The 26,030-nt window shown below is 28.7% G+C and carries 19 protein-coding genes; 11 read left to right on the top strand and 8 right to left on the bottom strand.

Going from position 1 to position 26,030, the window contains the following annotated elements:
• Positions 1–116 precede the first annotated feature (116 nt).
• A complete protein-coding gene (locus tag BUB70_RS00595) occupies positions 117–1,130 on the top strand; it encodes a glycoside hydrolase family 5 protein (protein ID WP_073117747.1) in 1,014 nt (337 codons plus the stop codon).
• On the opposite strand, the gene BUB70_RS00600 is transcribed toward BUB70_RS00595, so the two are convergent.
• Genes BUB70_RS00600 through BUB70_RS00625 form a run of 6 tightly spaced genes read right to left on the bottom strand, consistent with a single transcriptional unit; the run spans position 1,131 to position 8,736 of the window.
• Positions 1,131–2,708: a hypothetical protein gene (locus tag BUB70_RS00600; protein WP_073117748.1), complete on the bottom strand. Its 1,578-nt coding sequence runs from the start codon at positions 2,706–2,708 to the stop codon at positions 1,131–1,133.
• A gap of 10 nt (positions 2,709–2,718) precedes the next feature.
• Positions 2,719–4,569, bottom strand: coding sequence for a glycosyltransferase family 2 protein (locus tag BUB70_RS00605; protein WP_073117749.1), 1,851 nt, complete (start codon positions 4,567–4,569; stop codon positions 2,719–2,721).
• Between the two features lie 5 nt (positions 4,570–4,574).
• Positions 4,575–5,402, bottom strand: coding sequence for a hypothetical protein (locus BUB70_RS00610; RefSeq protein WP_143155210.1), 828 nt, complete (start codon positions 5,400–5,402; stop codon positions 4,575–4,577).
• Entirely contained in the window at positions 5,392–6,705 is a 1,314-nt protein-coding gene (locus BUB70_RS00615; RefSeq protein WP_073117751.1) for a cellulose biosynthesis cyclic di-GMP-binding regulatory protein BcsB, read from the bottom strand. Before BUB70_RS00615 ends, BUB70_RS00610 begins: the two co-directional genes overlap by 11 nt.
• 15 nt (positions 6,706–6,720) lie before the next feature.
• The gene (locus BUB70_RS00620) at positions 6,721–7,443 is read right to left on the bottom strand and encodes a cellulose biosynthesis cyclic di-GMP-binding regulatory protein BcsB (protein ID WP_159431399.1); all 723 of its coding nucleotides are present in this window, start codon (positions 7,441–7,443) and stop codon (positions 6,721–6,723) included.
• 6 nt (positions 7,444–7,449) lie between these two features.
• On the bottom strand, positions 7,450–8,736 hold the full coding sequence (locus tag BUB70_RS00625) for a sensor histidine kinase (RefSeq protein WP_073117753.1): 1,287 nt from the start codon (positions 8,734–8,736) through the stop codon (positions 7,450–7,452).
• Between the two features lie 472 nt (positions 8,737–9,208).
• On the opposite strand from BUB70_RS00625, the gene BUB70_RS00630 reads away from it, so the two are divergent.
• Together BUB70_RS00630 and BUB70_RS00635 are read left to right on the top strand one after the other, a co-directional pair.
• Positions 9,209–9,571, top strand: a complete 363-nt coding sequence (locus tag BUB70_RS00630; protein ID WP_073117754.1) for a response regulator transcription factor — start codon at positions 9,209–9,211, stop codon at positions 9,569–9,571.
• Between the two features lie 125 nt (positions 9,572–9,696).
• A complete protein-coding gene (locus BUB70_RS00635; protein ID WP_073117755.1) occupies positions 9,697–12,519 on the top strand; it encodes a M16 family metallopeptidase in 2,823 nt (940 codons plus the stop codon).
• A gap of 131 nt (positions 12,520–12,650) precedes the next feature.
• Here the strand turns inward: BUB70_RS00635 and BUB70_RS00640 are convergent, their stop codons facing one another.
• Positions 12,651–14,198 (bottom strand): glycoside hydrolase, encoded by a 1,548-nt coding sequence (locus BUB70_RS00640; RefSeq protein ID WP_084730123.1) that lies wholly within the window; start codon positions 14,196–14,198, stop codon positions 12,651–12,653.
• Between the two features lie 363 nt (positions 14,199–14,561).
• Between BUB70_RS00640 and BUB70_RS00645 the strand changes: the two genes are divergently transcribed.
• The 6 genes from BUB70_RS00645 (at position 14,562) to BUB70_RS00670 (ending at position 24,154) form a co-directional block, all read left to right on the top strand.
• A complete protein-coding gene (locus tag BUB70_RS00645) occupies positions 14,562–15,836 on the top strand; it encodes a tyrosine-type recombinase/integrase (RefSeq protein WP_073117756.1) in 1,275 nt (424 codons plus the stop codon).
• Positions 15,837–15,857: 21 nt separating this feature from the next.
• On the top strand, positions 15,858–16,721 hold the full coding sequence (locus BUB70_RS00650; RefSeq protein ID WP_143155211.1) for a hypothetical protein: 864 nt from the start codon (positions 15,858–15,860) through the stop codon (positions 16,719–16,721).
• Between the two features lie 244 nt (positions 16,722–16,965).
• The gene (locus tag BUB70_RS00655) at positions 16,966–17,859 is read left to right on the top strand and encodes a protein rep (RefSeq protein WP_073117758.1); all 894 of its coding nucleotides are present in this window, start codon (positions 16,966–16,968) and stop codon (positions 17,857–17,859) included.
• 193 nt (positions 17,860–18,052) lie between these two features.
• On the top strand, positions 18,053–19,801 hold the full coding sequence (locus BUB70_RS00660; RefSeq protein ID WP_073117759.1) for a type I restriction-modification system subunit M: 1,749 nt from the start codon (positions 18,053–18,055) through the stop codon (positions 19,799–19,801).
• A gap of 1 nt (position 19,802) precedes the next feature.
• On the top strand, positions 19,803–21,131 hold the full coding sequence (locus BUB70_RS00665) for a restriction endonuclease subunit S (RefSeq protein ID WP_073117760.1): 1,329 nt from the start codon (positions 19,803–19,805) through the stop codon (positions 21,129–21,131).
• An 11-nt stretch (positions 21,132–21,142) separates the two neighbouring features.
• Entirely contained in the window at positions 21,143–24,154 is a 3,012-nt protein-coding gene (locus BUB70_RS00670; protein ID WP_073117761.1) for a type I restriction endonuclease subunit R, read from the top strand.
• A gap of 358 nt (positions 24,155–24,512) precedes the next feature.
• On the opposite strand, the gene BUB70_RS00675 is transcribed toward BUB70_RS00670, so the two are convergent.
• Positions 24,513–24,716, bottom strand: a complete 204-nt coding sequence (locus BUB70_RS00675) for a hypothetical protein (RefSeq protein ID WP_073117762.1) — start codon at positions 24,714–24,716, stop codon at positions 24,513–24,515.
• Positions 24,717–24,874: 158 nt separating this feature from the next.
• On the opposite strand from BUB70_RS00675, the gene BUB70_RS00680 reads away from it, so the two are divergent.
• Entirely contained in the window at positions 24,875–25,630 is a 756-nt protein-coding gene (locus tag BUB70_RS00680; RefSeq protein ID WP_073117763.1) for a hypothetical protein, read from the top strand.
• Between the two features lie 4 nt (positions 25,631–25,634).
• Complete coding sequence (locus BUB70_RS00685) at positions 25,635–26,030, top strand: DUF5675 family protein (protein ID WP_073117764.1); 396 nt, start codon at positions 25,635–25,637, stop codon at positions 26,028–26,030.

Below are 26,030 nucleotides of genomic sequence, written 5' to 3' on the forward strand. Positions count from 1 at the left end.
AAAATTAATTTTTGATGTTATTTTAAGAGTAGTATTCAAAAACTTCAAATAAAATTAGCTATAGAGAATAGAAAATTAAAAAAGCACAATATATTTACCTGAATAATTTATGTTTTATGAATATTTTAAAAGCCTCTTTTATAATACTTGCTTTGTTAAGTTTTGATATAGCAAAGGCACAATACAACACTAATATTGGAATTAATATTACTGGCTATGAAAGATTTTGGGAAGATAAAATATTAGATTACAAGGATGTTATTGATGAAATTGACGAACTATACTATCAAGGAATTAAAGATATAAGGCTTCCTATTTCTTTTGAGCATCAATTTAAATTAAAATCTAAAAGACGTTTTTTAAGAGATCTGACTAAAATTATAAAACATGTTAAGAAAAAAAACATGACTTTAATTGTTTGTTATTTTGATCATACCTTAGACAAACACACGAACTATACCAACCTTAATACAATTAAAAACAACTGGAAGCATATAAGTCATAAATTAAGAAAGTACTCTAAATACATCTATTATGAAATTGTAAACGAACCAAACTTATACCCTAATCAATGGGATGATATGGTTAGCGAAATTATCTCCGAAATAAGAAAAGAAGATGCTACCACTAAAATACTAATAGGAGCAACAAACTATAACAGTATTTATGAATTGTCTAGAAAAACACCTTTCGCTTATAATAATATTGTTTATATCTTCCATTTTTATGAGCCATTTATATTTACTCATCAAGGAGCAAATTGGATAGGAAATCAAACAAAAACGGTTAATATCCCATATCCTTATGACTCCATTAAAATGCCTAAAATACATTTTAAAACTATTGGTACTGCAGGTGAGGTAAACTTTAAAGATTATAAACATATGGCCAATAAGACCTCCTTAAATGATAAAATAAATATTGTTATAAAATGGGCTAAACAGAATAATGTTGAGCTATGGTGTACTGAATTTGGCACCATTAATTCTATACCCGAAGAGTATAGATGTAATTATTTTAGCGATTTAATTTCTGTTTTTAGAGATCAAAACATAAAGTGTTATTTATGGGAATACAAAGGGAATTTTGGTGTTTATAGTAATTCTAAAATTCTAGATTGCTTATTATAGTTATTTTATAATTTTAACTATCATAAAAGCATCACATACATAAACAACATCACTCTTATACCCTTCATAATCTGTTTCTTTTATTGATAATTCTTGAAAATTAACGACAACTCTGTCTAAAAAATAATGAGGTGATTTTGAGTTTGACACAATAATATAATCACAATATTTTTTAGGATCGTATATTGATCTTTTAAAATCTATAGAGGTATTTGATATAAATAAATTATTTTTTTGATTGTAGGCAACCAGTGGATACATAATAGATCTATCACATAAAACTACAGAGTTTTTAGGGGTATTATAGGCCAAATACCTTCCTCCATTTTTATATTGAGGCAAAATATCGGTGTTTTCTTTCTCTACCACACTATTAAAAAAAACATATTCTGAAGTAAATGAAGATTGTTTAAAATAAGTGTACTCTCCATAGATACTTATAACAAACAAACAAGCATAACATACATTTCTTAATTTTTTATATTTATTTTTTTTATGCTTGGCTGTAACTATAGATGCTATGGCAGATGAGACAAAAATCACATAATAAAACAGTCCCATATATTCTATTTTACTATCTCGAACCAATACGTACAATAATGCAGGTGCCAATAGTAACACAAATAGCTTTAAGCCATTTTTATAATTAGTAATCAATTCATATATATACATAGGAATAATAAAAACTATTATATTTAAAAAAGTAAAATCGTTTATAGCTTTATTATTCATCGCAGTAATTGTATCAGGATTTATCAAACTTAACAATGTGTTACTATTCCATTTTGCCCCTAATGTATTATAAAAATAATAAGCATTATTTCCCATTAAATAGTTAATGAACAAATACAATAGTAAACTTACTACAGGAAAAAAACCAATAATAAATACCATTGAATTTAAATGTCCTGTAAACTTTCTTCTTAAAGAATCATGATGTGTTATTTTTAAATATTTTACAATAACACTTGATTTTATACCCTTTATACCATAAATACTAAATAGAAATACATAAAAAAACAGAATAAGAAGTATCCATAAAATCCTATAATCTAAAAAAACCGCCAAACTTAAAATAATACTTAGAATAGTAATGTGATAGGTTGTAAATTTTTTTATGTAGTTAAATAAATAGTAAAAGATTAAAAAATATAAAATATAAAAAGCATACAACGATGTTCCTGAGGTAGCTGCATAAAAAGTTATTGGACTGAATAAAAAATACAAGAACAACAATCCTTTTACAACATTATTCTTTTGTTTCCCCAACAGCGTAACAACCCACGTTATAAAAAAAGAAGTATAAAACGTCGAAGCAAAAAAAGGAGCATCTTCTGCATTAAATACAGAAAAAGGATAAGACAATACATTAGTTAATAAAGGATAGGATAAAAAGAAATTCTTTACCAATTCACCATCTCTGAATAATGTATTTATATGACTTGTAATATATAATGGCTCAAAATTTAAATATCCATTCTCTCGGATTATAACGGTAACAAGACTAAAAAAAGCCAAATATATAAACCAAGTGATAAAAAAAATTAATGTTGAACTTTTTGTCTTAATATTACCCATTCCGCCTTTTTTAATTCTTCTTTTTGGTTAAACCATGGTTCGTTTTTTCCCAATAAAAAGGTTTGGTTATTAATTGATGTAATCCTTTATAAGCAGAAATTGAATGCATTAACCAATAAACAGGATTAGCCATGGCATAGAAAATCAATGAATACGAGCTTCTTTTAAAAATAGCAATCATATTGGTATAAATCATAATTAAATTACCTAGTGTAAAATTAATTACTGAAATAATAATTAACCAATCGGGAAATAAAATTTCAATCCACTTGCTTTTAAAAGTAAAATAAATCAATAAAAAAAATAATAAGATAGGGTAGCTTAGAAAAGTGAATATAGTTCCTCCAATAAAAAATTGAAATCCAAAAAAACCTCTTGCCCCAATTGACCTATATAACTTAATAGGATTTCTCATATGCACTAAATAAGTTTGCATATATCCCTTAATCCATCTAGAGCGTTGTCTAATCCAATTAAAAAATTCATTATTTGCTTCTTCGTAAGTGGTAGAATCTAAAACAGTAATTTTATAATCCTTTGCATAACAACGTAATCCTAAATCAGCATCTTCTGTTACATTAAATCCATCCCAACCTCCTAGTTCCATTAATTTATCATACTTAAAATGATTACTTGTTCCTCCTAAAGGAATAGGAATTCTAAGACTATCTAATCCAGGTAACATATAATCAAACCAATAAGAATACTCTAACGTAAACATTTTAGTTAAAAAATTTTCTCCCTTATTAAAATAGTTTAATGCACATTGTATTGCTATGTAATTTTCTGGTAATTTATTAAACAATTTATATGTCTGTTTTAGCTGATCACTATCTGGAATATCCTCGGCATCATAAATAGTTAAATATTTCCCTTTTGAAAAATACAATCCATAATTACACGCTTTGGGTTTGGTTTTAGGTTGTGCATAAGGAATAATAATCGGTTCAAAATTGGTGGGAAATTTCATTTCCCTAATGGCATTATATGTCATTTCATCATCTGACTCAATCAATAACTTAGCATCTATTTTTTCTATGGGATAATCTAAACTATTTAAGTTCCAAACTAATTTTTGAATGACCTCAGATTCTTTAAAAACAGGTAAATGAATAGTGTAAATTGGTAAATCTTTGTCTTTAATAGCGTCTATTTCTTGTTTACTTACTTTACTTTCTAATTCTTTTTTTGATCCATGAATAGTAAGCATAAACTTAAATAGTATGGAGCTTAATAAGAATAAATTCAATAATAAATTCACACCAATTAAAGTGTTAACAAAATTAAAGTATAAAAAAATTAAGAATATAAAAAAGAGAATACCCAATGCCATTACTTGCTTAAAAGTAAATGTTTCTATAGCACAACTATCAGGATCATTCTCATATAAATGAAATACAGACTTGTGTAAAATTTCTCCTCCATATTTAAGATGTAATGCTTTAATTAAATCTAACTCGTTGGTCACAAAAATTTCGGATACAACTACTTGTAATTCTTCTTCTATCAATCTAATATTGTTAATATCTGAAGGATCTGCAACAACAAAAGCAACACTATTATTATGCTCTATAGGGAATATTAAAGAATCTAAAAATAAACTAAATCTTTCATGAGTCTCAGAAAAATGCTTGTATTTATCAATATTCTCAACATCTATAACATAACTAGGTAAATTTAAACTATCTATTACTTTTTGATAGTGAAATCTAGAGATAAAACCATGATTTAAAGCAGTTTTTAAAAAAGATTTCTCTAATTTAATTTTTATTCGCTCTACTTCAGAAACCTGTATATCCGTGAGTAGTTTTGTGTCTATAAAAAGTTCTTTTCTATAAATATTAATATTAAAAACCCCCATAATATTTATAGTCTGATTACACTAAACACTTGCCATCCTCTACCAATTGCTACATTTCTATTCCATACATCTGTAAATCCCCCCATATATAAAGAAAATCTTGGCGAAAATTCATATCCTAAACTTAGAGTTGTTTTTACAATATCAAAATCTGGAGTAATTAGAATATTTTTTTGAGAAACACTAAAATCATCACCTCTAGATAAAAATATATTTACATCTCCTAACACTATAATTTTTTTGGTTATTCTATAGCCTTGTGATCCATATAACTTAAACTGATAAGGTCCTCCAGGAAAGAATACTTTTACTCCAAACTCTAGTTGATGAAAATTATCATTTACTCCCATCCACTTTGAGTTCCCTGAAATATTAATTTTTAATTCAGTACCAAACCGATCAAAACCAACAAAAGGTCCTTTATTATTGTTATACAATGGAATTGTAGTTATAATTGACCCCATTAAATAATGAAATTCTCCTATTTTTTTTAGGTGCATTTTCACCCCCAACTCCATATCTCCTAATTCGTTGTTTTCCTCTACAATAAAATCATCTGCATAAGTACTTTTAACATAAGGAATGTTCCCTAACAGACTTAATCTATTACTAATTAGTGGAGCTGAAAAGTAAAGTTTAGTAACGTAATTTTCATAGAACCCGTTATTGCTAAAATCAGATTTTGTTCCATTTTCATCTGCTTTAGTATCCGTGTAATAATGGCTTACCGATGGTGACAAAAGAACCTCGCCTTTACTTTGCAACCATTGGTTTTGAGCGCAACACAAACTTGCATTAATAAATAAAAAAAATAGGACAATTTTATTTAGCATTTTCAATTTTTTCTTTAGATTCTTTTGATTTCTGAAAGATAAAAATCAAGATTAATATTACTAATATCAACAATATACAAACAATAAATAGTCTATATTTCCCCCAAAAATCATCTAATAAATAAGTTAGGTAACTTTTATCGTGATTATCGTTTAAAACTCTTAAGTCAAAAAAGTACGATTTTTCATTATTACTAACAATTACGTTTCCGGTTTCAGAAATAGTTTGTTCTCTAATATTAGATACTAAAGACAATAAAGTATTTTCACTATAATCTACTGGAACATTAATTAACATAACAGGAATACTTTGATGATAAAACAATTGATTAAATCCTAAGTTTTTTTGATAGTCTACACTAAAAAAAGGATTTATTTCTTCTGATCTATATTCTACTTCATTATTTTTAAACTTTATGAAAGGGGATTCTCCAAAAAAATCTGAGAACTTATCATTGTTAGCGCTAATAATAATTTTAGACATTTCTATATCACTTTGAATCTCTTTTAGACTTGCATTTTTAACTGGTGGATATATAAAACCAGACAATCCTGCTTCTCCTGGGTTAATAATATCAATTAACTCTGAAATCGTACTAATTAATTTATGTTCTGCTTTTAGATCTGTATAAATTGTAATGGGTTTAGATTGAAAGTTTTCAGGAAACCTAAAAAATGATAACGATGAAGATTGTTCGTAACCAACAGGTTTAAAGTATGAATTTATAACATCTACCTGACCATAAAAATTAGCTGCGGCGGTTTCACATAACCCTCCGCTAGGAATAAAATAAAATTCATACTTAAAATTATTCTCCTGTTGCATTATAATATCATCAAAATCAAATGCTATATTTAATTCTCCAGTGCTATTTAATTTATATGAACTTAAAAAATTGTCATTAAAATATAGATTAAAATACCCTTGCTCTCCATCACTTAAGGGTCTATATTTTCCATTTATTTTAACTTCCATTCTTTTTACGTTTGATCCAAAATTAGATCTAGGCATAGAAATATTAGACTGTATATATCCAATACCATTTAAAATGCTGTTTTGAGCACCTAATTGTTTAAAATAAATAGGTTCATAATCTTTTCTCTTTGGGAGATCTAATAATTTAGCTTGTTCATTCACAAACAAATAATCAACATAAGAGGAGTTAAGTAAATGTTTTTGTAGTAAAAAATGAGCTGCTTTTGTAAATCCTATGTCTGTTTTTCCTGTAACTACAATATTTTGTCCATTATAAACTTCTAAGCTTAAAGAGTCTTTATATTGATCTGTATATACACTTACCAAACCAGCATCTTTATTTTAAAAACTAGGAATGTTTTCTTTTATTTTGTCACTTAATTTTTCATACGGAATTAATATAATAGCATTATTAATAACACTATTATCAAATTCTTTAATACTCTTTATTTCTAAATCTAAACCATAGACTCTTTTAATATAAAATTTAGCATAAGAAGCATATTGTATTTCTTCGATATCGTTTTTTTCAGATAAAACAATATACTTAATATCTGGAATTGTAAAACTGATGGTTTTCTTTATAATAGTTTTCTTGGTAGGTAACAGTTTATAAGAAAAAAAACTATTTTCTGTTAATTTAACCCAAAAACCTCCTTCTGAATATATTTCACATATTTCATTCCCTATTTTTAAATTGGTTTTTATCGTTAGCTTAATAAAATCAGAAATAATATATTTTTTCTTAATAGGTATTTGAAAACTAACCAATTGATTTTCATTTTTCAAAAAACGTGTTTCTACAGGAACATCTCCTAACAATATGGAAATATGACTAATATCAGAGTCAATTACGTTAGAACAGACAAACTCTAAATTGATGTAACTATTTAGTACATCTATATCATCATTAACTGGTATGTATATGTCTTGCATTCCTCTAGATCCGTTAATGGTAATTTCATCATCGTAATCATACTCATTAAAATGCTCTTCTATTTGACTTAATCCTTTGGAATGTACTCCCAAAAAAATCATCAATACAATAAAATAATATTTTTTCATCATCATTTAATTTTCTTTGTAAGCAGTGAACTGAATTTTAAGCCTATACCCTCTATTTTCTGAAGACACATAAGTAAAATATCCATTCATTTTTTCTGTTAATTGTTTTGATATTCTTAATCCTATTTTTACACTATCACTGTGTTTTTTATAATCATAGTTTACAAATTCTATATCTCTAAAATAATCTTCTATTTCTGATGTCTTTAAGCCTTTATTTGTATTTCCTACACTAAAAACAATTTTTTTATCTATATTTTCTAGTTTAACACTAATGTTATCATCCTCATTAGAAAATATTACTGCAAAATTTAAAATATTGTAAATGACTGTATTAAACATCCTCTCGTTACCAGCTATTACATAGTCTATAGCATCTAAATCTTGAGTTATATTTAATCTTTTTTCTATAATTTGGTTTTTAAAAAGTTTATAAACTTTTAAATAAGCCTCTTTTACATTTATCGAATCTTTAACAATGATTTGATTTGTGCTATTAATATTAATTGGCTTAAAATAAACAGAACTTTGATTTCTTAAGTTTTGAAGTAATGAATCTAAATCCTCTATTTTATGTTTTTCTTGTTCGGGGGTATTTTCTTTAACTTCTAGTAAAATTCCATTAATTTTATTTAGGTCACTACTTATCTGTTGAAACAGAAACTTAAATTCGTTTTCTTTTTTTAAAACCTTTTTTGCTAGCAAATCGTATTTCTTTTCGGTTTCTGTCAACTCTTCAGTTAAAACATTTATTTTATTTTCATTTTTTAACTGAAGTTTAACTCTATCTACCAAAACACTTCTCCTAACTTTAGGAAAAAAGAAACTTACAAAACCTAATAATAGAAAAACATAACCACCTTCTCTTAAAATTTGAAAAGGTTCTTGAACGGATCCAATTAGTATTAATACCATAAAAGTAACGATTACCAGAAAATACTGGATAAAACTATTTATGATAGACCAAACCGTCATAGTATTAAACCCTACAAACATAGCAATTAACAAAGTAGTATATAAAAGTCTATCTAAAATTTCTGAATTAGAAATTGAGATTAAGGCTAAAAAATTAAAACTAAATAATACTAAATGAATTAAAATATTAGGAGCTCCATATCTTTTCTTAAAAAGATTATAAGTAATTAAAAAAAAGGCTAGTAAAAATAACTTTAAAAACACAAGCTCAAGCCAATTGTTACTTAGAATAATAACATCTAAAATAATTGTAAGTAAAATTACCGCGTTTAAACTCCAAAAAATTGTATTACCAATTTTCCAAAATTCTTCTTTCAATTTATTTTTAAATGTTTTTTTCAAATTCTAATATATGATATGATATATTTTATGATGTATTATTTTACAAAACATCATATCTTCTATTGCACATATTAATGTACCAATAAACCACATTAATTTATATTCGCAAAGCTAACAAATATCAGTTTTACTAAACATGTTAAAAGTCATTTTTTTAAACAAAAACATGATCTATTTCTTAGACATTACGCATCTACAAAAACCTGTTTTTTTTTAACATTTGTTAATATTTTTAAAAACCTCCTTAATTATTCAATAAAGAACATTAATTTTGTGAATGTAACATATTGAGTATAAATACGACTTGATAGAATAAGCTAATTTTTATTTAAATGCAACGCTATTATTAATTTACGTTCATAACCATTATAAACGCAAACTAAAATTAGAATATTTCATTTATCTTTAAAATGAGTATTGCTTAAGATATGGTTTAAATAGAAAATTCATGAAAATATTAATTGCAGAAGACGATATCATAATTAGAAATTCTCTAGAATATGCTCTAAAAAGACACAATCACAATATTACGGTATGTAGTAATGGTAGTGACGCTTTAGAAAAAATAAAAAAAGACACACCAGATCTTGTTATTACAGATATAATGATGCCTTTTGTTACCGGACTTGAACTTGTAGAGTGGATTAAAAACAATTACAACGATCAAATAAAAATTATTGTTTTAACCTCAATAGGACAAGAAGATGTAGTATTAGAAGCATTTGCATTAGGAGTTGATGATTTTCTTACAAAACCATTTAATCCAGAAGAAATATCTATAAGAATAAATAGATTTGAAAAAGATAACTAACTAGCATTTTTCTATCCTTATCTTAATTACAAAATTTTATCAATGCTATTTTTTTTAGCTCTTATATAATTATTTGTTAATAATAATTACATAAGTTTGATAAAATGCTATTAAATTAAGATACTATGAAAAAAATCATTCTCCTATTATCTGTTGTTTTCATTGCTGCTTGTAACACAGTCAATAAAATTCAACAGAAAAGCACCAACAAAATCGTTACCAACATCCCTGTAGATTCTATGACAAAAACAGGCGTTTTGAGTAACGGTATGACCTATTATATTAGACAAAATGCAAAACCAGAACAAAAAGTAGAATTTAGATTGGTTGTAAAAGCAGGTTCTATTCTAGAAAATGAAAAACAATTAGGGTTGGCTCATTTTATGGAACACATGAACTTTAACGGTTCAAAAAACTTTGATAAGAATGAATTGATTAGCTACCTACAAAGTATTGGAGTTAAGTTTGGAGCACACCTAAATGCCTATACAAGTTTTGATGAAACCGTTTATATTTTACCCATTCCTACAGATGATGATGAAAAACTAGAAAAAGGAATTCAGATTTTAGAAGATTGGGCTTTTAATGCATCATTAACGGACGAAGAGATTGACAAAGAAAGAGGGGTTGTTTTAGAAGAATACCGACTTGGTTTGGGGGCTGATAAAAGAATGATGAAAGAATATTTACCAAAGTTAATGCACAATTCTCGTTACGCAGAACGTTTACCTATTGGTACTAAAGAGGTATTGGAAAACTTTTCTTATGATGATTTAAAACAATTTTATAAAGATTGGTACAGACCCGATCTAATGGCAATTATTGCTGTTGGGGATGTAGATGCAAATATTTTAGAGCAGAAAATTAAAACTCATTTTGAAAAGTATCCTGCTATTAAAAATCCTAAAGAACGTAAAGAATATAAAGTCCCTAATCACAATGAAACTTTTGTAGCTATAGAAACAGATAAAGAAGCTTCAAGATCTATTGTAAGACAGTATTATAAAGATATAGAGGAAGCAACACCGATGACATCACTAGAAGATTACAAAAAACACCTTACCGAAAATCTTTTTAGCAAAATGATCAATCAAAGATTAGAGGAATTAACCACGGATGAAAATCCACCTTTTTTATATGGATACAGTACTCATGGCGATACTTGGGCAAAATCTAAACAAGCATATCAATCTGTAGCTTTAAGTAGTGAAACAGGACAGTTAGAAGCTTTAAAAGCCTTAGCTACAGAAAATGAAAGAGTTTTACGATACGGATTTAACGATAGCGAATTAAAGAGAGCAAAAGAAGCCTTGTTAAAATCTATGAAACATGCTTATCAAGAAAGAGATAAAACAGCTTCTAGTAGGTATGCAAATGAATATATTCAGAACTTTTTAGAACAAGCTCCTATTCCAGGAATTAAATGGGAGTTAGAAGCAGTTCAAAGCATGTTACCAAACATTAATATTAACGACTGTAATCAACTAGTTCAAAAATACATTCACAACAATAACCTTGTAGTTGTGTTAACAGGTCCTGAAAAAGAAGGGTTACAAAAAGTGACAAAGGCAGATGTTTTAAACACTTTAAACATTGTAAAATCAGCTAGTATAGAACCTTATAAAGATGTAACTTTTGCAGAGGGATTGATGAAAGAAATGCCAAAAAAAGGGAGTATTATCTCTATTAGTAACGATACTGTTTTTAACACTAAAACCTTAACATTAAGTAACGGTGTATTGGTTACTTATAAAAAAACAGACTTTAAAAACAATCAAATATTATTTTCTGGTTTTAAATATGGAGGAACTTCTTTATACACAGATGAGGAATATAAAAAAACCAATTTAGGAACCGAGGCTCTAACAGAATCAGGTTTAAATGGTTATTCTAAAACTGACTTAGCAAAACTATTAACTGGAAAGTTAGTGACTGTAAATCCATACATTAGTAATCTTAGTGAAGGATTTAATGGTTCTACTACACCTGAAGATTTTGAAGTTTTATTTCAGTTAACCAACCTTTGTATAACTAAGTTAGATTATGATGAAAAAGCTTATAATTCTAACAAAAACAAGATGCAAGCTTATTTAAAAAACATCCTTTCCAATCCTTCTACTTATTTTTCTGTAGAGTTCTCAAAATTTCTTCATCAGAACAATAAAAGATATACCGGTATTCCAACTAATGAAGATTGGGAAAACACCGATTTTAAATTGGCATATCAAAAATACAACGAGTTGTTTTCTAATGCCAATGGATTCCACTTCTACTTTGTAGGTAGTTTTGATGAAGACAAATTAAAAGAATATGCAGAGCTTTATTTAGCAAGCTTACCATCAAAAAACACAAAAGACAGTTATAAAAATATTGCTAGCAAACCTCTATCTGGAAATTTGGAAAAAATTATCACCAAAGGTTCCGAACCTAAAAGTTTGGTCAGAATTATTTATCAAGGAACTACAAATAACAATACAAAAGACGCTTATTACTTAAAAAGTTTAGGAGAATTGTTAACCATTAAATTAATTGAAGAATTGAGAGAGTCTGAAAGTGGCGTGTACGGAGTTGGAGCTAGAGGTAGCATGAATAAGCTTCCTTTTGCAACCTACAACTTTAGTATTTCTTTCCCATGTGGTCCAGAAAATGTAGATAAACTAAAAGCTAAAACCTTTGAGGAGATTGAAAAAATTAAAAACAATGGTGTATCTGAAAAAGATTTAAATAAAATTAAAGAAACACAATTATTAGAATTAAAAGAAGCTAAGAAAACCAATAATTACTGGCTTAATCAATTAAAAAATAGTGACTACAACCAAACTGATAGATCCAAAATTTTAGAAGCCGAAAATAAAATAAAAAACTTAACAGCTAAAGATTTACAAAAAACCGCTAATAAATACCTAGGCAATAATAGAATTATAGGGATCTTAAATCCTGAAAAATAAAATACAAAACCCCACAAACAACAACTTGTGGGGTTTATTTCATGCATCAAAGCCAATATAACTAAACAACTTTACAGAAACTTTGTGCATTTCTAAACTAACAAACTAACTATACAAATAATTAATATTTTTTATTTTTTTGATACAATCGTTACCACCGATTTTTCAGGAATAACAATGCTTTCTTTCTTTATTTCTTGATATTTCAAATTCATTTTTGAATTTGTAATGTAACTGCTTATCACTTTATAATCATCACCTTTAAAATTCAATTTCACAGTCTTTTTATCATTATTATTGTTCACAATTACTGTTGTTATAGTTTTCTCTTTTTTGTTTTGATAAGAAGATATTAACAATTTAGAGTCTTCACTTTTGGTTTCAATTCTAACATCGTTAGGTCTAACAAAACGACTGTAGTTTCCTAAAGTCCACAACATTTTACTTTCATAAAAATTACCATCCTGTTTATTTTTATCAATATAAATCAACCCATCTTTGTAATTGTATGGTGATATCGCTAACCACCATTGCCATGAAGAAGCTTGAGCATAAACCAAATCTTGATGAATAACTTTAGCCATGTACAAAGCAGAAGTCATTCCTAAATCTCTCTTATTACCATCTATTTCACCATCATTTCCTCCTAGAATACAATATTCCGACATCCAATACTTTAAACCTGAAATCTTATTAATAGCATTAAAAATTCTTTTTCTTTTTTCAATTGCAACCTTATTAGGTGAGGTTGTAAAATAACTATGACCTGAAATAGTCTTGCTCACATTTGATAAATCACCTATATAATTTGGTGAGTTTGAATTAAAAAAAGTATTAATTTGAGTGGATCTAAATGGTTTATCATCTTTTTGATATAGATAATCAATCTTAGCTGCCTCAGCAATATCTATTTTAGTTTTTAATCCTTTATCTACTAAACTTTTATTTAATGCTTTGGTGATACCAGCAATATCACTATTGTTAAAAGGAGTTCCTTCTTGACCTCCATCAGACCAATCCCACTGAGGTTCGTTTACAGGACTTATATAGTCTACCGTTAATCCTATGTTATTTAAGCCTTGAACAACTGTGGTTAAATAATCAGCATATGCAATAAACTGATTTTCATCTAAATTAGGCTGTTTTTTTGTGGCAAAAGCTCTTTTGTTTTTTGTGATATTTACTGGCGGGCTGTTAGGAAACATTAACAATTTAGCTACTTTTCTTTCTTTAGCTGCTTTAGCAAACCATACTTGTCCTTTTTGTCTATTCCAATTGTACGTTCCATCAGTTTCTAAAAAAGATTCTGCTCTTCTCCACTCATCTTTTATACCACTTTCACGGCCTTGCTCAGCACTACCTGCTCCAACATTAAAACGCCAAATAGACAATCCTATTCCTTTTGGATTTTGATATTCATCTAACTCAGTACTAAACAATAAGTCTGCCATAGCTTCTCTTTTTGCTAATGGCCAATGACCAACGAATTGTGTTGACCAAGCATCAGAAGCCCCAAAATGATCTATTGTTTGATACTTTTTAGTTTCATCAATATTTATGATGATAGCACCTAACGAATCCTTTTTTTGCTCTATGCTGTTTGATTTGCTGTAAACCTGAAAAGTAGACAAGAAAGAAAAGGCTACTATTAATAAGCTAAATGCTTTTTGAAATATCATTTTTTATTCTTTGTAAAAATTTAACGAAAAGCAAAGTTCTTAATTATTTGGATAGCATATAGGGGATATATTAAGACAAACAAGGGTACAAAATGGTTAAGCATAAAAAATGCTAAATAAAAAGCGTAATGTAAAATTACACGAAAGATGTAAGGTAGTAAGGATTAAAAACGAAAAAACCTTCAAGTAAAACTTGAAGGTTTTGCGGAGAAAGAGGTTATCGAACCTTATATTTTCTATTATAGCACGAAAACACAAATACACTATTTATCAATAGTTTATATTATTTGTTAATATCTATTTATAGTTAAAACCATATTAAATCATACCTTTACTGTCAACGATTCTGTCAACTATAATTCTATGAGATGTACTTTAAACCTTAAAGAACCTAAAGGAGCTAAACCAACGTTAATTTTGTTTTCAGCCTATTTTAACAAAGAAAACAAGAAATTTGTCTATTCTACAGGTGAAGTAATCTTACCAAGTGAATGGGATTTTAAAAACAAAACTCCTAACAACCTTAATGGGAGAAATGAACAAGCAAACCATCATAGGACTATTAAAAGACAGCTAGACAGATACACTAACTTTTTTAGTGATACAGTTCAAAAATTTAAACTTGCAAATAGAGAAATTCTAATTTCTGACATTAAAGCCGAATTCAACACTGAGTTTAAAAGAACAACTGCTATTTCTAGTAAATTTTTTGATGTGTACGATATTTTCATAAAAGAAAAAACACAGGATTATACAGAAAACTCTAATACTGTATCTACAGTTAGTCGCTACAAATACAATAAAACATTACTACAGGGTTTTGAAAAACATCAAAATAAAAAGATTCATTTTAATCAAATTAACAATTCATTTTACAAAAGCTTGTTGAACTATTTTATTATTGAAAAAAATCATTCAGCAAATACATTAAGAAGAAATATAGGACTTTTTAAAACGTATTTATATTGGGCTCTAGAAAATGAACATACCTATAAAAAAGATTTTCAAAAATTTAAAAGTCCTAAAGCTCAACAAACTGATGAAGTTGCTTTAACCTTAGAACAAGTACAGGAAGTTTTTGAATTTGATTTGAGTAATAACAAACGTTTGGAACAAGTAAGGGATTTATTTGTTTTTGGATGTAGTACAGGAATGAGATACAGCAACTATTCTAAAGTTGAAAAAAAGGACATTCAAAGTAATATGATTAAAGTTATTGATTTTAAAAATTCTGAAAAAAGTTTAGAAATTCCCTTAAATGAGTTCTCTAATTATATTCTAAAGAAATACGATTATAGACTACCTAAAATTTCTAATCAAAAATTTAATCAATACATAAAAGAAGTTTTTAAGTTATTAGGGTATAATGAGGACATTAAGAAAACCATTAAAATTGGTAAAGAAATTATAGAAACAATAACACCTCTTTACAAGCGTATTTCTTCTCATACTGCTAGAAGAAGTTTTATAACTATCATGAAAAATAAAAAAATACCAGACAAAGTAATTATGAGTTATACAGGTCATAGAAGTTTAGAGGTATTTAACAAATATTACAAACCTAATAATGACGACCGTAAAGACTTTATGCAAACAGTTTGGAAAATGCAGAATGCACCCTTAAAAAAAGTAAACTAAATGTTAAGTGCTAAAAATAGAATGAATAGAAGAAATGAAAAAGAAAACAAATCTAAAATAGAATTTGAAAAATTAGACTTAACTAATACTATTAAAGAAATATATGAGTCTGCTATTCAAAAAGCATTTGATGATTATATTATAGAAATTGATACTAAAAGAAAACAATTTCTTGCAAATACATATACAGAAGAACAAGCACAAGAAAAGTTTAATTACTTCACAGACCAAATTAGAATTGATTTTGAAAATGATGAAACTATATACAATATAATTATTAAAGAGCTTCAAAACACAACACCAGAAGCTACCATAGAAGAAAAACAATATGTTATTATTTACACTCTTTGTAATTACATAGATAATGAAATATATAGTTTTAGTGAAAAGCTTAGATATATTGAAAATTTACATGAAGAAATATATCAGAGTAGTAAAACACACAGACAGTTTTTATTCTTTAAAGAATTAGCCAACAAACAAGAAAAAGCAAAAGAAGTAATTATTACAAAACCAGAAACTATTTTCTTAAAAGACATCTTTAGAGTTTCTGATAACTACAATAGTATTATAACCTTATTGACCGATAAAAAACTTATTTCAATCTTAGATAATGAAACTTTTGTATGGAATGGAGACCATGCAGAATCCAATTTAACAGACTTAAAATTACTTGGTACTTTAGCTTATGTACTAAAATCAAAAAATTACTTCATTCCAAATATCACTAAAAAAGAGATTGCAATTTCATTTAGCAATACCTTTCCAGACTCTAAACTTAGTGAAGCCTATTATGGTCAGATTGAAACCTCTATTTCTAACAGAAATACAACAAGTAAAGAAGAAGACTATTATTCTTATTTCTACTTTATTAATAGTTTATAATGTTTATTTTATTTACCCATAAACTTTCTAAACACTATTAGAACTACCTAAATATACTTTTGAATCTCATATTCTAAACTAGAAGAGATGCAAAGTATTATTCAAATTCAATACATTAGCAGAAAGTGGGACAGATATTTCTTTATATAGTTCTAATACAACTATTGTAAACGGTAAAGGAACTGATGTAAATGACAATCCTTCACTAATTAATAGAGCTAAAAGAAAAACAATTACTCGTAAAATGATTCTTAGTCTTATTGATATAACCAAAGCCAAAGGAGAATCAGAGAGAGCGCAAGCTTATTGGAATGCTTATCATTGTCAATCTAAAATTATTAGCTCAGACAATAAACTGTACGGTAATTATTGTAAAAACAGATTTTGTACAGTTTGTTGTGCTATTCGTAAAGCTGAAATTATCAATAAATACTATCCAGTATTAAAAGAATGGGAGAAACCTTATTTTGTAACATTAACAACTAAGGCAGTTAAAGCTAAAAACCTCAACAAATGGATTTTTGGAATGAATAGAGCTTTTAACATCATTAAGAACAGGTGTAAAAAGAGATATCAAAGAGGTACAGGAATTCAATTAATTGGAGTTAAATCTTTAGAGTGTAATTTTAATCCACAACGAAAAACGTACAATCCACATTTTCACATTATAGTACCCAACAAAGTAATTGCAGATTTGCTAAAAAAAGAATGGATGTTGCAATGGAATCAAACAGGTGTAATTTACACTTCACCTAAAGCACAACACATTAGAGAGGTTGAAAACCTAGAAAGAGACCTTATTGAAACCATAAAATATGGAAGTAAAATATTTACAGAAGCCGACTTAAAGAAAAAAGGAAAAAAAGCCACTACTCCATTGATTTATGCTTTAGCGTTAGACAATATACTTTGTGCTATGAAAGGAAAAAGAATTTTTGAACGTTTTGGATTTAACCTACCTAAGACAAGTAAAAAAAAACCTATTAAACAGCTTGTTATCAATTATGAAGAATTTATATTTACTTCTGATGCTACAGATTGGATAAGCACAACTACAGGCAAGCTACTTACTGGCTATACACAAACAAGTCAACTAAACCACTTATTAAATGAATGTATTAATACAGAGACTTATTAGTTTTCAATAAATTTCTGTATTAATATACAACTATCAGCTTTCTTAGAGTCATTCAATAATTTTGTTAAATATGTTAATCAGTAATGCTAATTACTATTAAATAATATTTTATCCAAAGACTACACAGGACTAGCAGTATTAATTCAGTAGAATTAGTATATTTCAGTTTTAAACTAATATTGAAATTCATAATATGATAAACGTTAAAGATTCTGCAAATTTTATATGGTCTATTGCAGATTTATTAAGGGGGGATTACAGGCAAAGTGACTATGGTAAGGTGGTATTACCTTTTACAGTTTTAAGACGTTTAGACTGTGTTTTAAAGGCTACTAAGGCTGATGTATTAAAAAAGCATGAACAAGTTAAAAGTATGAATATTCAGAACCTAGACCCTATTTTAAATAAGGTTGCTGGATATAATTTTCATAATGCTAGTTTGTTCGATTTTGATAAACTAATTGCAGACCCAAATAACATAGCTTCCAATTTGCGAAACTATATCAATGGATTTTCAGAAGAAGCCAGAGAAATCATTGAACAGTTTGAATTTGATAACCAAATTACAAAGTTAGACGAAGCTAATTTACTGTTCATGGTGCTGAAACGTTTCCAAGAAATAGACCTACATCCAGAACAAATCTCTAGTATGGAAATGGGGTACATGTTTGAAGAACTGATTAGAAAGTTTGCTGAAATATCTAACGAAACCGCTGGAGAACATTTTACACCTCGTGAAGTCATTCGTTTAATGGTGAATCTATTGTTTATGAACGATAGAGAGATTTTAACGCAAAAAGGAATTGTAAAAACAATTTTTGATTGTTGTGCTGGAACGGGTGGTATGCTATCCATTGCAGAGGAATACCTCAACGAATTAAATCCAGAAGCTAGATTGGAAGTTTTCGGACAAGAACTAAATCCAGAGTCATATGCTATCTGTAAAAGTGATATGTTAATCAAAGGACAAAAACCAGATAACATTGCTAAAGGAAACAGTTTAAAGAGTAAAGACGATGTAAAACTAAAAGGCGACCAGTTTATCAATCATAAATTCGATTATTTAATTACCAACCCACCATTTGGAGTGAAATGGGGAAAAGTACAAAAAGAAGTTACCGAAGAACATAATTCTTTAGGACATGGTGGTCGTTATGGAGCTGGCTTACCATCTGTAAGCGATGGTTCGTTTTTATTCTTAATGAATTTAATGTCTAAAATGAAACCCAAAGACCAAGGTGGTTCTCGTTTAGCAATAGTCTTTAATGGTTCACCATTATTTTCGGGTTCACCAAGTAGCAAGAAAAACGAAAGCAGTATTCGCCAATGGATTATAGAAAATGACCTATTAGAAAGCGTTATCGCTTTGCCTAATCAATTGTTTTACAATACGGGTATAAGCACCTATATATGGATAATAAGTAATCATAAAGCTATTGAACGCAAAGGCAAAGTGCAGTTGATTAACGCAGTAGATTACTTTAAAAAAATGAGTAAATCTTTAGGTGATAAACGTAATGAGTTATCCGACCAGCACATACAAGATATTACCAAATTATATGGAGATTTTGAAGCAAACGAACATTGCAAAATACTTGATAATACCGATTTTGGTTATGCTAAAGTAACGGTGGAACGCCCTTTAATGAAGAACGGTAAAATAGTTACCGATACTAAAGGCAACCCGAAACCAGATGCAAAATTACGTGATAGCGAAAACATACCTTTAAAAGAAAATATAGAAAGCTATATGAAACGTGAAGTATTACCACACGTACCAGATGCTTGGGTAGACGAAAAGAAAACGAATATTGGTTACGAAATTAATTTTACCAAATACTTCTATCAATACAAACCATTAAGGTCTTTAGCTGAAATTAAAGCCGATATTTTAGCTTTAGAAGAAGAAACCGATGGTTTAATTAAAATGGTAATGAATTAGTATGAAAAAATACAAAACATACAAAGATTCTGGTATAGAATGGATTGGTGAAATACCAGAAGATTGGGAATCATGGAAAATAAGTCATGCATTTAAAAAAATTGGAAGCGGAACAACACCTCAGTCTGGAAACCCTTTATACTATGAGAATGGTACTATCAATTGGTTGAATACTGGTGATTTAAATGATAGTGTTTTGTATTCTTGTGCTAAAAAAGTAACACCAAAGGCTATAGAAGATAATTCATCATTAAAATTATTTCCTAAAGGTTCTTTAGTTATTGCAATGTATGGTGCTACAATTGGTAAAACCGCTTTACTTCAATTTGAAACAACTACAAATCAAGCATGTTGTGTTTTTAACGAATCAGATATTATTGATATAGAATTTCTACAATATTGGTTTAAAGGAAATAAAGAACATATAATTAATCTTGCTATTGGTGGTGGTCAACCTAATATTAGTCAAGATATTTTGAAAGGTATTAGGCTTTATTGTCCAAGTAAAGAAGAACAAACCCAAATAGCCAATTACCTCAACCAAAAAACAGAACAATTAGATAGATTAATTGCTAAAAAAGAGCAGTTAATAAACTTATTACAAGAAGAACGTATTGCAATGATTAATCAAGCAGTAACCAAAGGTCTAGACCTAAATGTACCAATGAAAGATTCTGGTATTGAGTGGTTGGGTGAGATTCCAGAACATTGGGAAGTAGGTAAACTTAAATTATTTACTGATAAAATAACTGATGGCTCTCATCATAGTCCGCCAACTATGGAAAATGGAAAAAGATATTTATCTGTAAAAGATATTGGTGACAATGAGCTAATTTTTGAAGATTGTAAACTAATATCTGAAGAAGAATTTGATATTCTTGTTCGTAATGGTTGCCAGCCAATAAAAAATGACATATTACTAACAAAAGATGGTACTATTGGAAGAGCTGCATTAGTTAAAGACGATAATGATTTTGTAGTTCTTTCATCTCTTGGAATAATTAGACCCAATCAAAATTATTTTAGTCCATTATTTTTAAGAGAATTACTCGTTTGTTCATTAATGGTAAATCAAATGCTTAGTTTGATTCAAGGTTCAGCTTTGACTAGAATTACTATTAGTATTATTAAAAACTTGTATATAACATTACCACCACTAAAAGAGCAGATTCAAATTACAAATTATCTTAATAATTCAGTTGGTGAAATTAATCGAATATTATTAAAGGTAAATAATGAAATCAACCTTCTAAAAGAATATAAAACTGCATTAATTAGCGAGGTGGTTACTGGCAAAGTAGATGTTAGAGAAGAAGTTTTAGCACAATAAAAAGTAAACTTATGGCAAAAGGCATACATACAGAATTAACGTTTGAAACTGCTATAGAAACTTCTTTATTAGAAGATGGTGGTTACATAAAAGGGCATTCCATAGATTTTAATGCAGACTTAGGAATTTTTCCAAAATACGTTATTGAGTTTCTTAAAAACTCACAACCAAAACAATGGGAAAAATTATCTAATATTCATAAAAATGCAGTGGAGACTAAAGTCATTCAACGTTTGCTAAAAGATTTAGATAATCATGGTACTTTACATGTGTTGCGTAATGGTTTTACAGATTATGGTGTAAAGTTTAATATGGCATTTTTTAGACCAGAGAGTACTTTAAATCCAGAAGCTGAGGTTTTGTATAATAAGAATCATTTAGCTGTTACCAGACAGTTATACTACCAGCGTAAAGGTAAAAACTCGCTAGACATGGTTATTAGTCTAAATGGTTTGCCTATTTCAACGATAGAGCTTAAAAATCAGTTCTCTGGTCAAGATATTACCAATGCCAAAAAACAATATAAATTTGATAGAGAAGCCAGCGAACCTATATTTCAATTTAAAAAACGTTCGTTAGTTCATTTTGCTCTAGATGCAGATGAATGTGAAATGACTACTAAATTAGCTGGTAAAAAAACAAGATACTTGCCGTTTAATTTGGGAGCAAACAACGGAGCTGGTAACCCTATAAATAAAGAGGGATATCGTACAGCCTATTTATGGGAATACGTTTTAGCTAAAGATAGTTTTATGGACATTATTGGTAAGTTTCTACATTTAAACGTAGAAGTTTACGAGCTAAATAGCGTAAAAAAGAAAAAGGAAACCATGATATTCCCAAGGTTTCACCAAATGGACGTTGTTCGTAAATTAACTAAAGATGCTAAAGAAAAAGGAGCTGGTCAAAATTATCTAGTTCAACATTCTGCTGGTTCAGGTAAGTCTAATTCTATTGCTTGGTTATCTTACAGGTTATCCAGTTTACATAACAAGAAAAACGAACGTGTTTTCGATTCCGTAATTGTAATTACAGACCGTAAAGTATTAGATAGTCAATTACAAAATACTATTTATCAGTTTGAACACAAACAAGGAGTTGTTCAAAAAATAGATAAGAACTCGCAACAGTTAGCAGATGCTATTAAAGCTGGTTCTAATATTATTATTACCACATTACAAAAGTTTCCGTTTATACTAGAAAAAATAGGCGAATTGGAAGCTAAAAAATATGCAGTTATTATAGATGAAGCACATTCTAGCCAAGGTGGTGAAAGTACTAAAAAGTTAAAAGAAGTTTTATCTGCTAAATCTTTAGAAGAAGCAGTTTTAGAAGATGTTTCTTCTGGATTAGATGAAGATGCCGAAGACCAGATTCGTAAATCTATGGAAGCTAGAGGAAAACAAGAAAACCTCAGCTTTTTTGCATTTACAGCTACACCAAAAGCAAAAACCGTTGAGGTATTTGGTACACTAGATGCTCAGGATATTCCGAAACCATTCCATTTGTATAGCATGAAACAAGCTATTGAAGAAGGTTTTATTTTAGATGTATTAAAGAACTATACCACATATAAAACATACTTTAAGTTATCTAAAGCAATTGAAGACGACCCAAAGGTTAACAAAAAACAAGCATCTAGAGCCATAGGGCGTTTTATGTCTTTACATCCGCATAATTTAGCTCAAAAAACAGAAGTTATCATCGAGCATTTTAGACAAGTGGTCTCTAAAAAAATTGGTGGTAAAGCAAAAGCTATGTTAGTAACTGGTTCTAGATTACATGCCGTACGCTACAAAGAAGAATTTGATAAATACATAAAAGAAAAAGGATATACAGATATTAAAACTGTAGTTGCTTTTTCTGGAAAAGTAATTTACGATGCATATCCAGAAGGTGTAACCGAAGTAGAACTAAACGGATTTAAGGAAAAGGAATTACCAAAAAAGTTTGGTTCGGATGAATACCAGTTATTATTGGTAGCCGATAAATACCAAACAGGATTTGACCAACCACTACTCCACACTATGTATGTTGATAAAAAATTATCTGGTGTAAAATGTGTACAAACACTATCCAGATTAAACCGTATGCATGAAGGAAAAGAAGATACGTTTATTTTAGATTTTACAAATGACACCGAAGACATATTAAGTTCATTCCAACCATATTACGAGTTAACAACCGTTGAAAGCACAACAGACCCTAACCAATTATATGATTTAAAAGCGGAAATAGAAAAAGGACAAATTATCTGGGAATCTGAAATTGATAGTTTTTGTAATGTATTTTTTAAGTCTTCAAAAGCTTTATCTGTAAAAGAACAAGGTAAACTGAATGCTTTTATAGATCCAGCCGTAGAACGCTTTAAACAATTGCCAGAAGAGAACAGTAAAGACGATGTTATTGGAACAGAAATTACACAAGACAATTTTAAACATGCTTTGCAAACCTTTACCAGACTCTATTCGTTTTTAACGCAAATTATGCCGTTTAGTGATGTAGAATTAGAGAAGCTATTTACCTATTCTAGATTTTTAATAAAAAAGTTACCAAGAAAAAACCAACAAGATAGATTTCAATTAGGTGATGAGGTCTCTTTAGAATATTACAGGCTACAACGTGTAGCAGAACAGAATATTGCTATGGAGAGTAAAGGCGAATATGGCTTAGAAGCTATGGATGGAGCTGGAATACGTATGAACAAAGAAGAACAGGAAGCTTTATCTGAGATTATAAATGTATTGAATAATAGATTTGGAACTGAGTTTAATGATGCTGATAAATTATTTTTTGACCAAATAGAAGCCGAATTAGTAGCAGACGATAGATTATCTGAGCAAGCAAAAAACAATTCATTATCAAATTTTAAATTCGGGTTTGAAGATGCTTTTATGGACAAGCTAATTGGAAGGATGGAACAAAACCAAGACATTTTTTCAAAAATGATGGATGATAAAGATTTTGGTGGATTGGTAAAAGACTACATGTTAAAAAAAGTGTACGAAAGATTGAATAAGTAACTTTTAACCTCATCTTATATTACAAAGGCTATTATAAAATAATAGCCTTTTTTTGTTTTAATCTCAATTAAACATACCTATAACAAGCGTTAAAAAAGGGAATACTGTCAACGATACTGTCAACTAAAAAAACAAAACCCTCATAACTAAATAGTTACAAGGGTTTTTGCGGAGAAAGAGGGATTCGAACCACTTTCTATAAACCTTATAAAACAGTACCTAGCGGTACTCTATGTTTACAATACTAACCGATTTACTAACCTTCTAAATTGATACTATTTGTTATCAATTGCCTTTCAATCGTTTCAACAAATTTACGATTTAACACTCTATAAATCAATACAAATAGTGTTAAATTTTATGAAACTTGCTTCAAATATTGATTGATAATTTCTACGTCTATACCACTATATTCAGCGAATTCTTCAGAAGTGATAAATTGGTGTTCTGCCTTTCCAAAGTAAGCTCTAATGTCTCTTAAAAGTTTCCTTCCATAGCGTTCACTCCTACCCGTAATACACTGAACATCTTTTGGATATATACATGCTCTTATTATTTTCATGGTTTAATACTTTAACTATGCTTTATCTATACCGTAAATATACGGCATCTATGTCGTATATCGGAACAAATGACCTTTAACGGCTTGTATAACACTCTGTTTTTGAATCTTATATAAGATAACAATTCTTTTGCTATAAATCTTAAAATCATAGTATTATGGCAAAACAAACAGGTATTATCAAACTAAAAGGAACTATCGGAGATATTTCTTTTTACAAAACAACAGATGGACATTTGGCTCGTGCTAAAGGTGGAATTGATGCACAACGTATCAAAAACGATCCTGCTTTTCAAAGAACTCGTGAAAACGGTTCTGAATTTGGAACCGCTGGTAAAGGTGGAAAGCTTTTAAGAAACGCAATTCGTATTCTTTTACAGAAAGCTAAAGACAGACGTGTTTCTAGTAGATTGACTACTGCAATCTTAAAAGTAGTCAAAACTGACACTACCAATGCTCGTGGTCTAAGAACCATTCAAGATGGAATCTTTAACCAATTATTGAATTTTGAATTCAACATCAACGGGAAATTGGGTGCAACTATGTTTGCTGCTTTTACTAATGCTTTTGATAGAGCTACTGGAGAAGCTACGGTAAACATTCCTGTCTTCACTCCTACCACTCACATTGCAGGTCCTTCTGGAACTACTCACTTTAAAATTGTGACTGGTGTGGCTGAGTTAGACTTTGAAAATGAAACATTCGCCTTTGACAATGATGAAACAGCTATTTTACCATACGATGGTAATGATACTGCTATCATTGACTTGACTGCTTCAGCTCCTGCAAACTCTGTACTTCCAATTGTACAAGTTTTAGGTGTTGAATTCTATCAAGAAGTAAATGGTGAAATGTATCCATTGAAAAATGGTTCTTACAATGCTTTAGCAATCAAAGTTGCTGATAAAGTGTAAGTACATGGATATATATTTACATAGAACTTATTTTAAAGAGAGTACCAACGGTGCTCTCTTTATCCATGATTCTTTTTTTGGATTCTGTATCGAGTTGCCCTGGTTAAATAATCGTAGAAATGTTTCTTGTATTCCAGAAGGAGTCTATGTATTAAAAGCTAGGTATTCACAAAAATTTGGACATCATTTGATTTTGGAAAATGTTAAAAATAGGACACTTATTTTAATTCATCCTGCCAATGATGCCCTTAAAGAATTAAGAGGTTGTATCGCTCCTGTAACCTGTTTATCAGGCATTGGAAAAGGTACTTCTTCCAGAAATTTATTAAACAAATTGGTTTCTAAATGTTATCAAGCATTTGACAGAAATGAAACCGTTAAACTCATTATAAAATCTTAG

The sequence above is a fragment of the Wenyingzhuangia marina genome (genome assembly GCF_900130035.1).
Classification (GTDB): domain Bacteria; phylum Bacteroidota; class Bacteroidia; order Flavobacteriales; family Flavobacteriaceae; genus Wenyingzhuangia; species Wenyingzhuangia marina.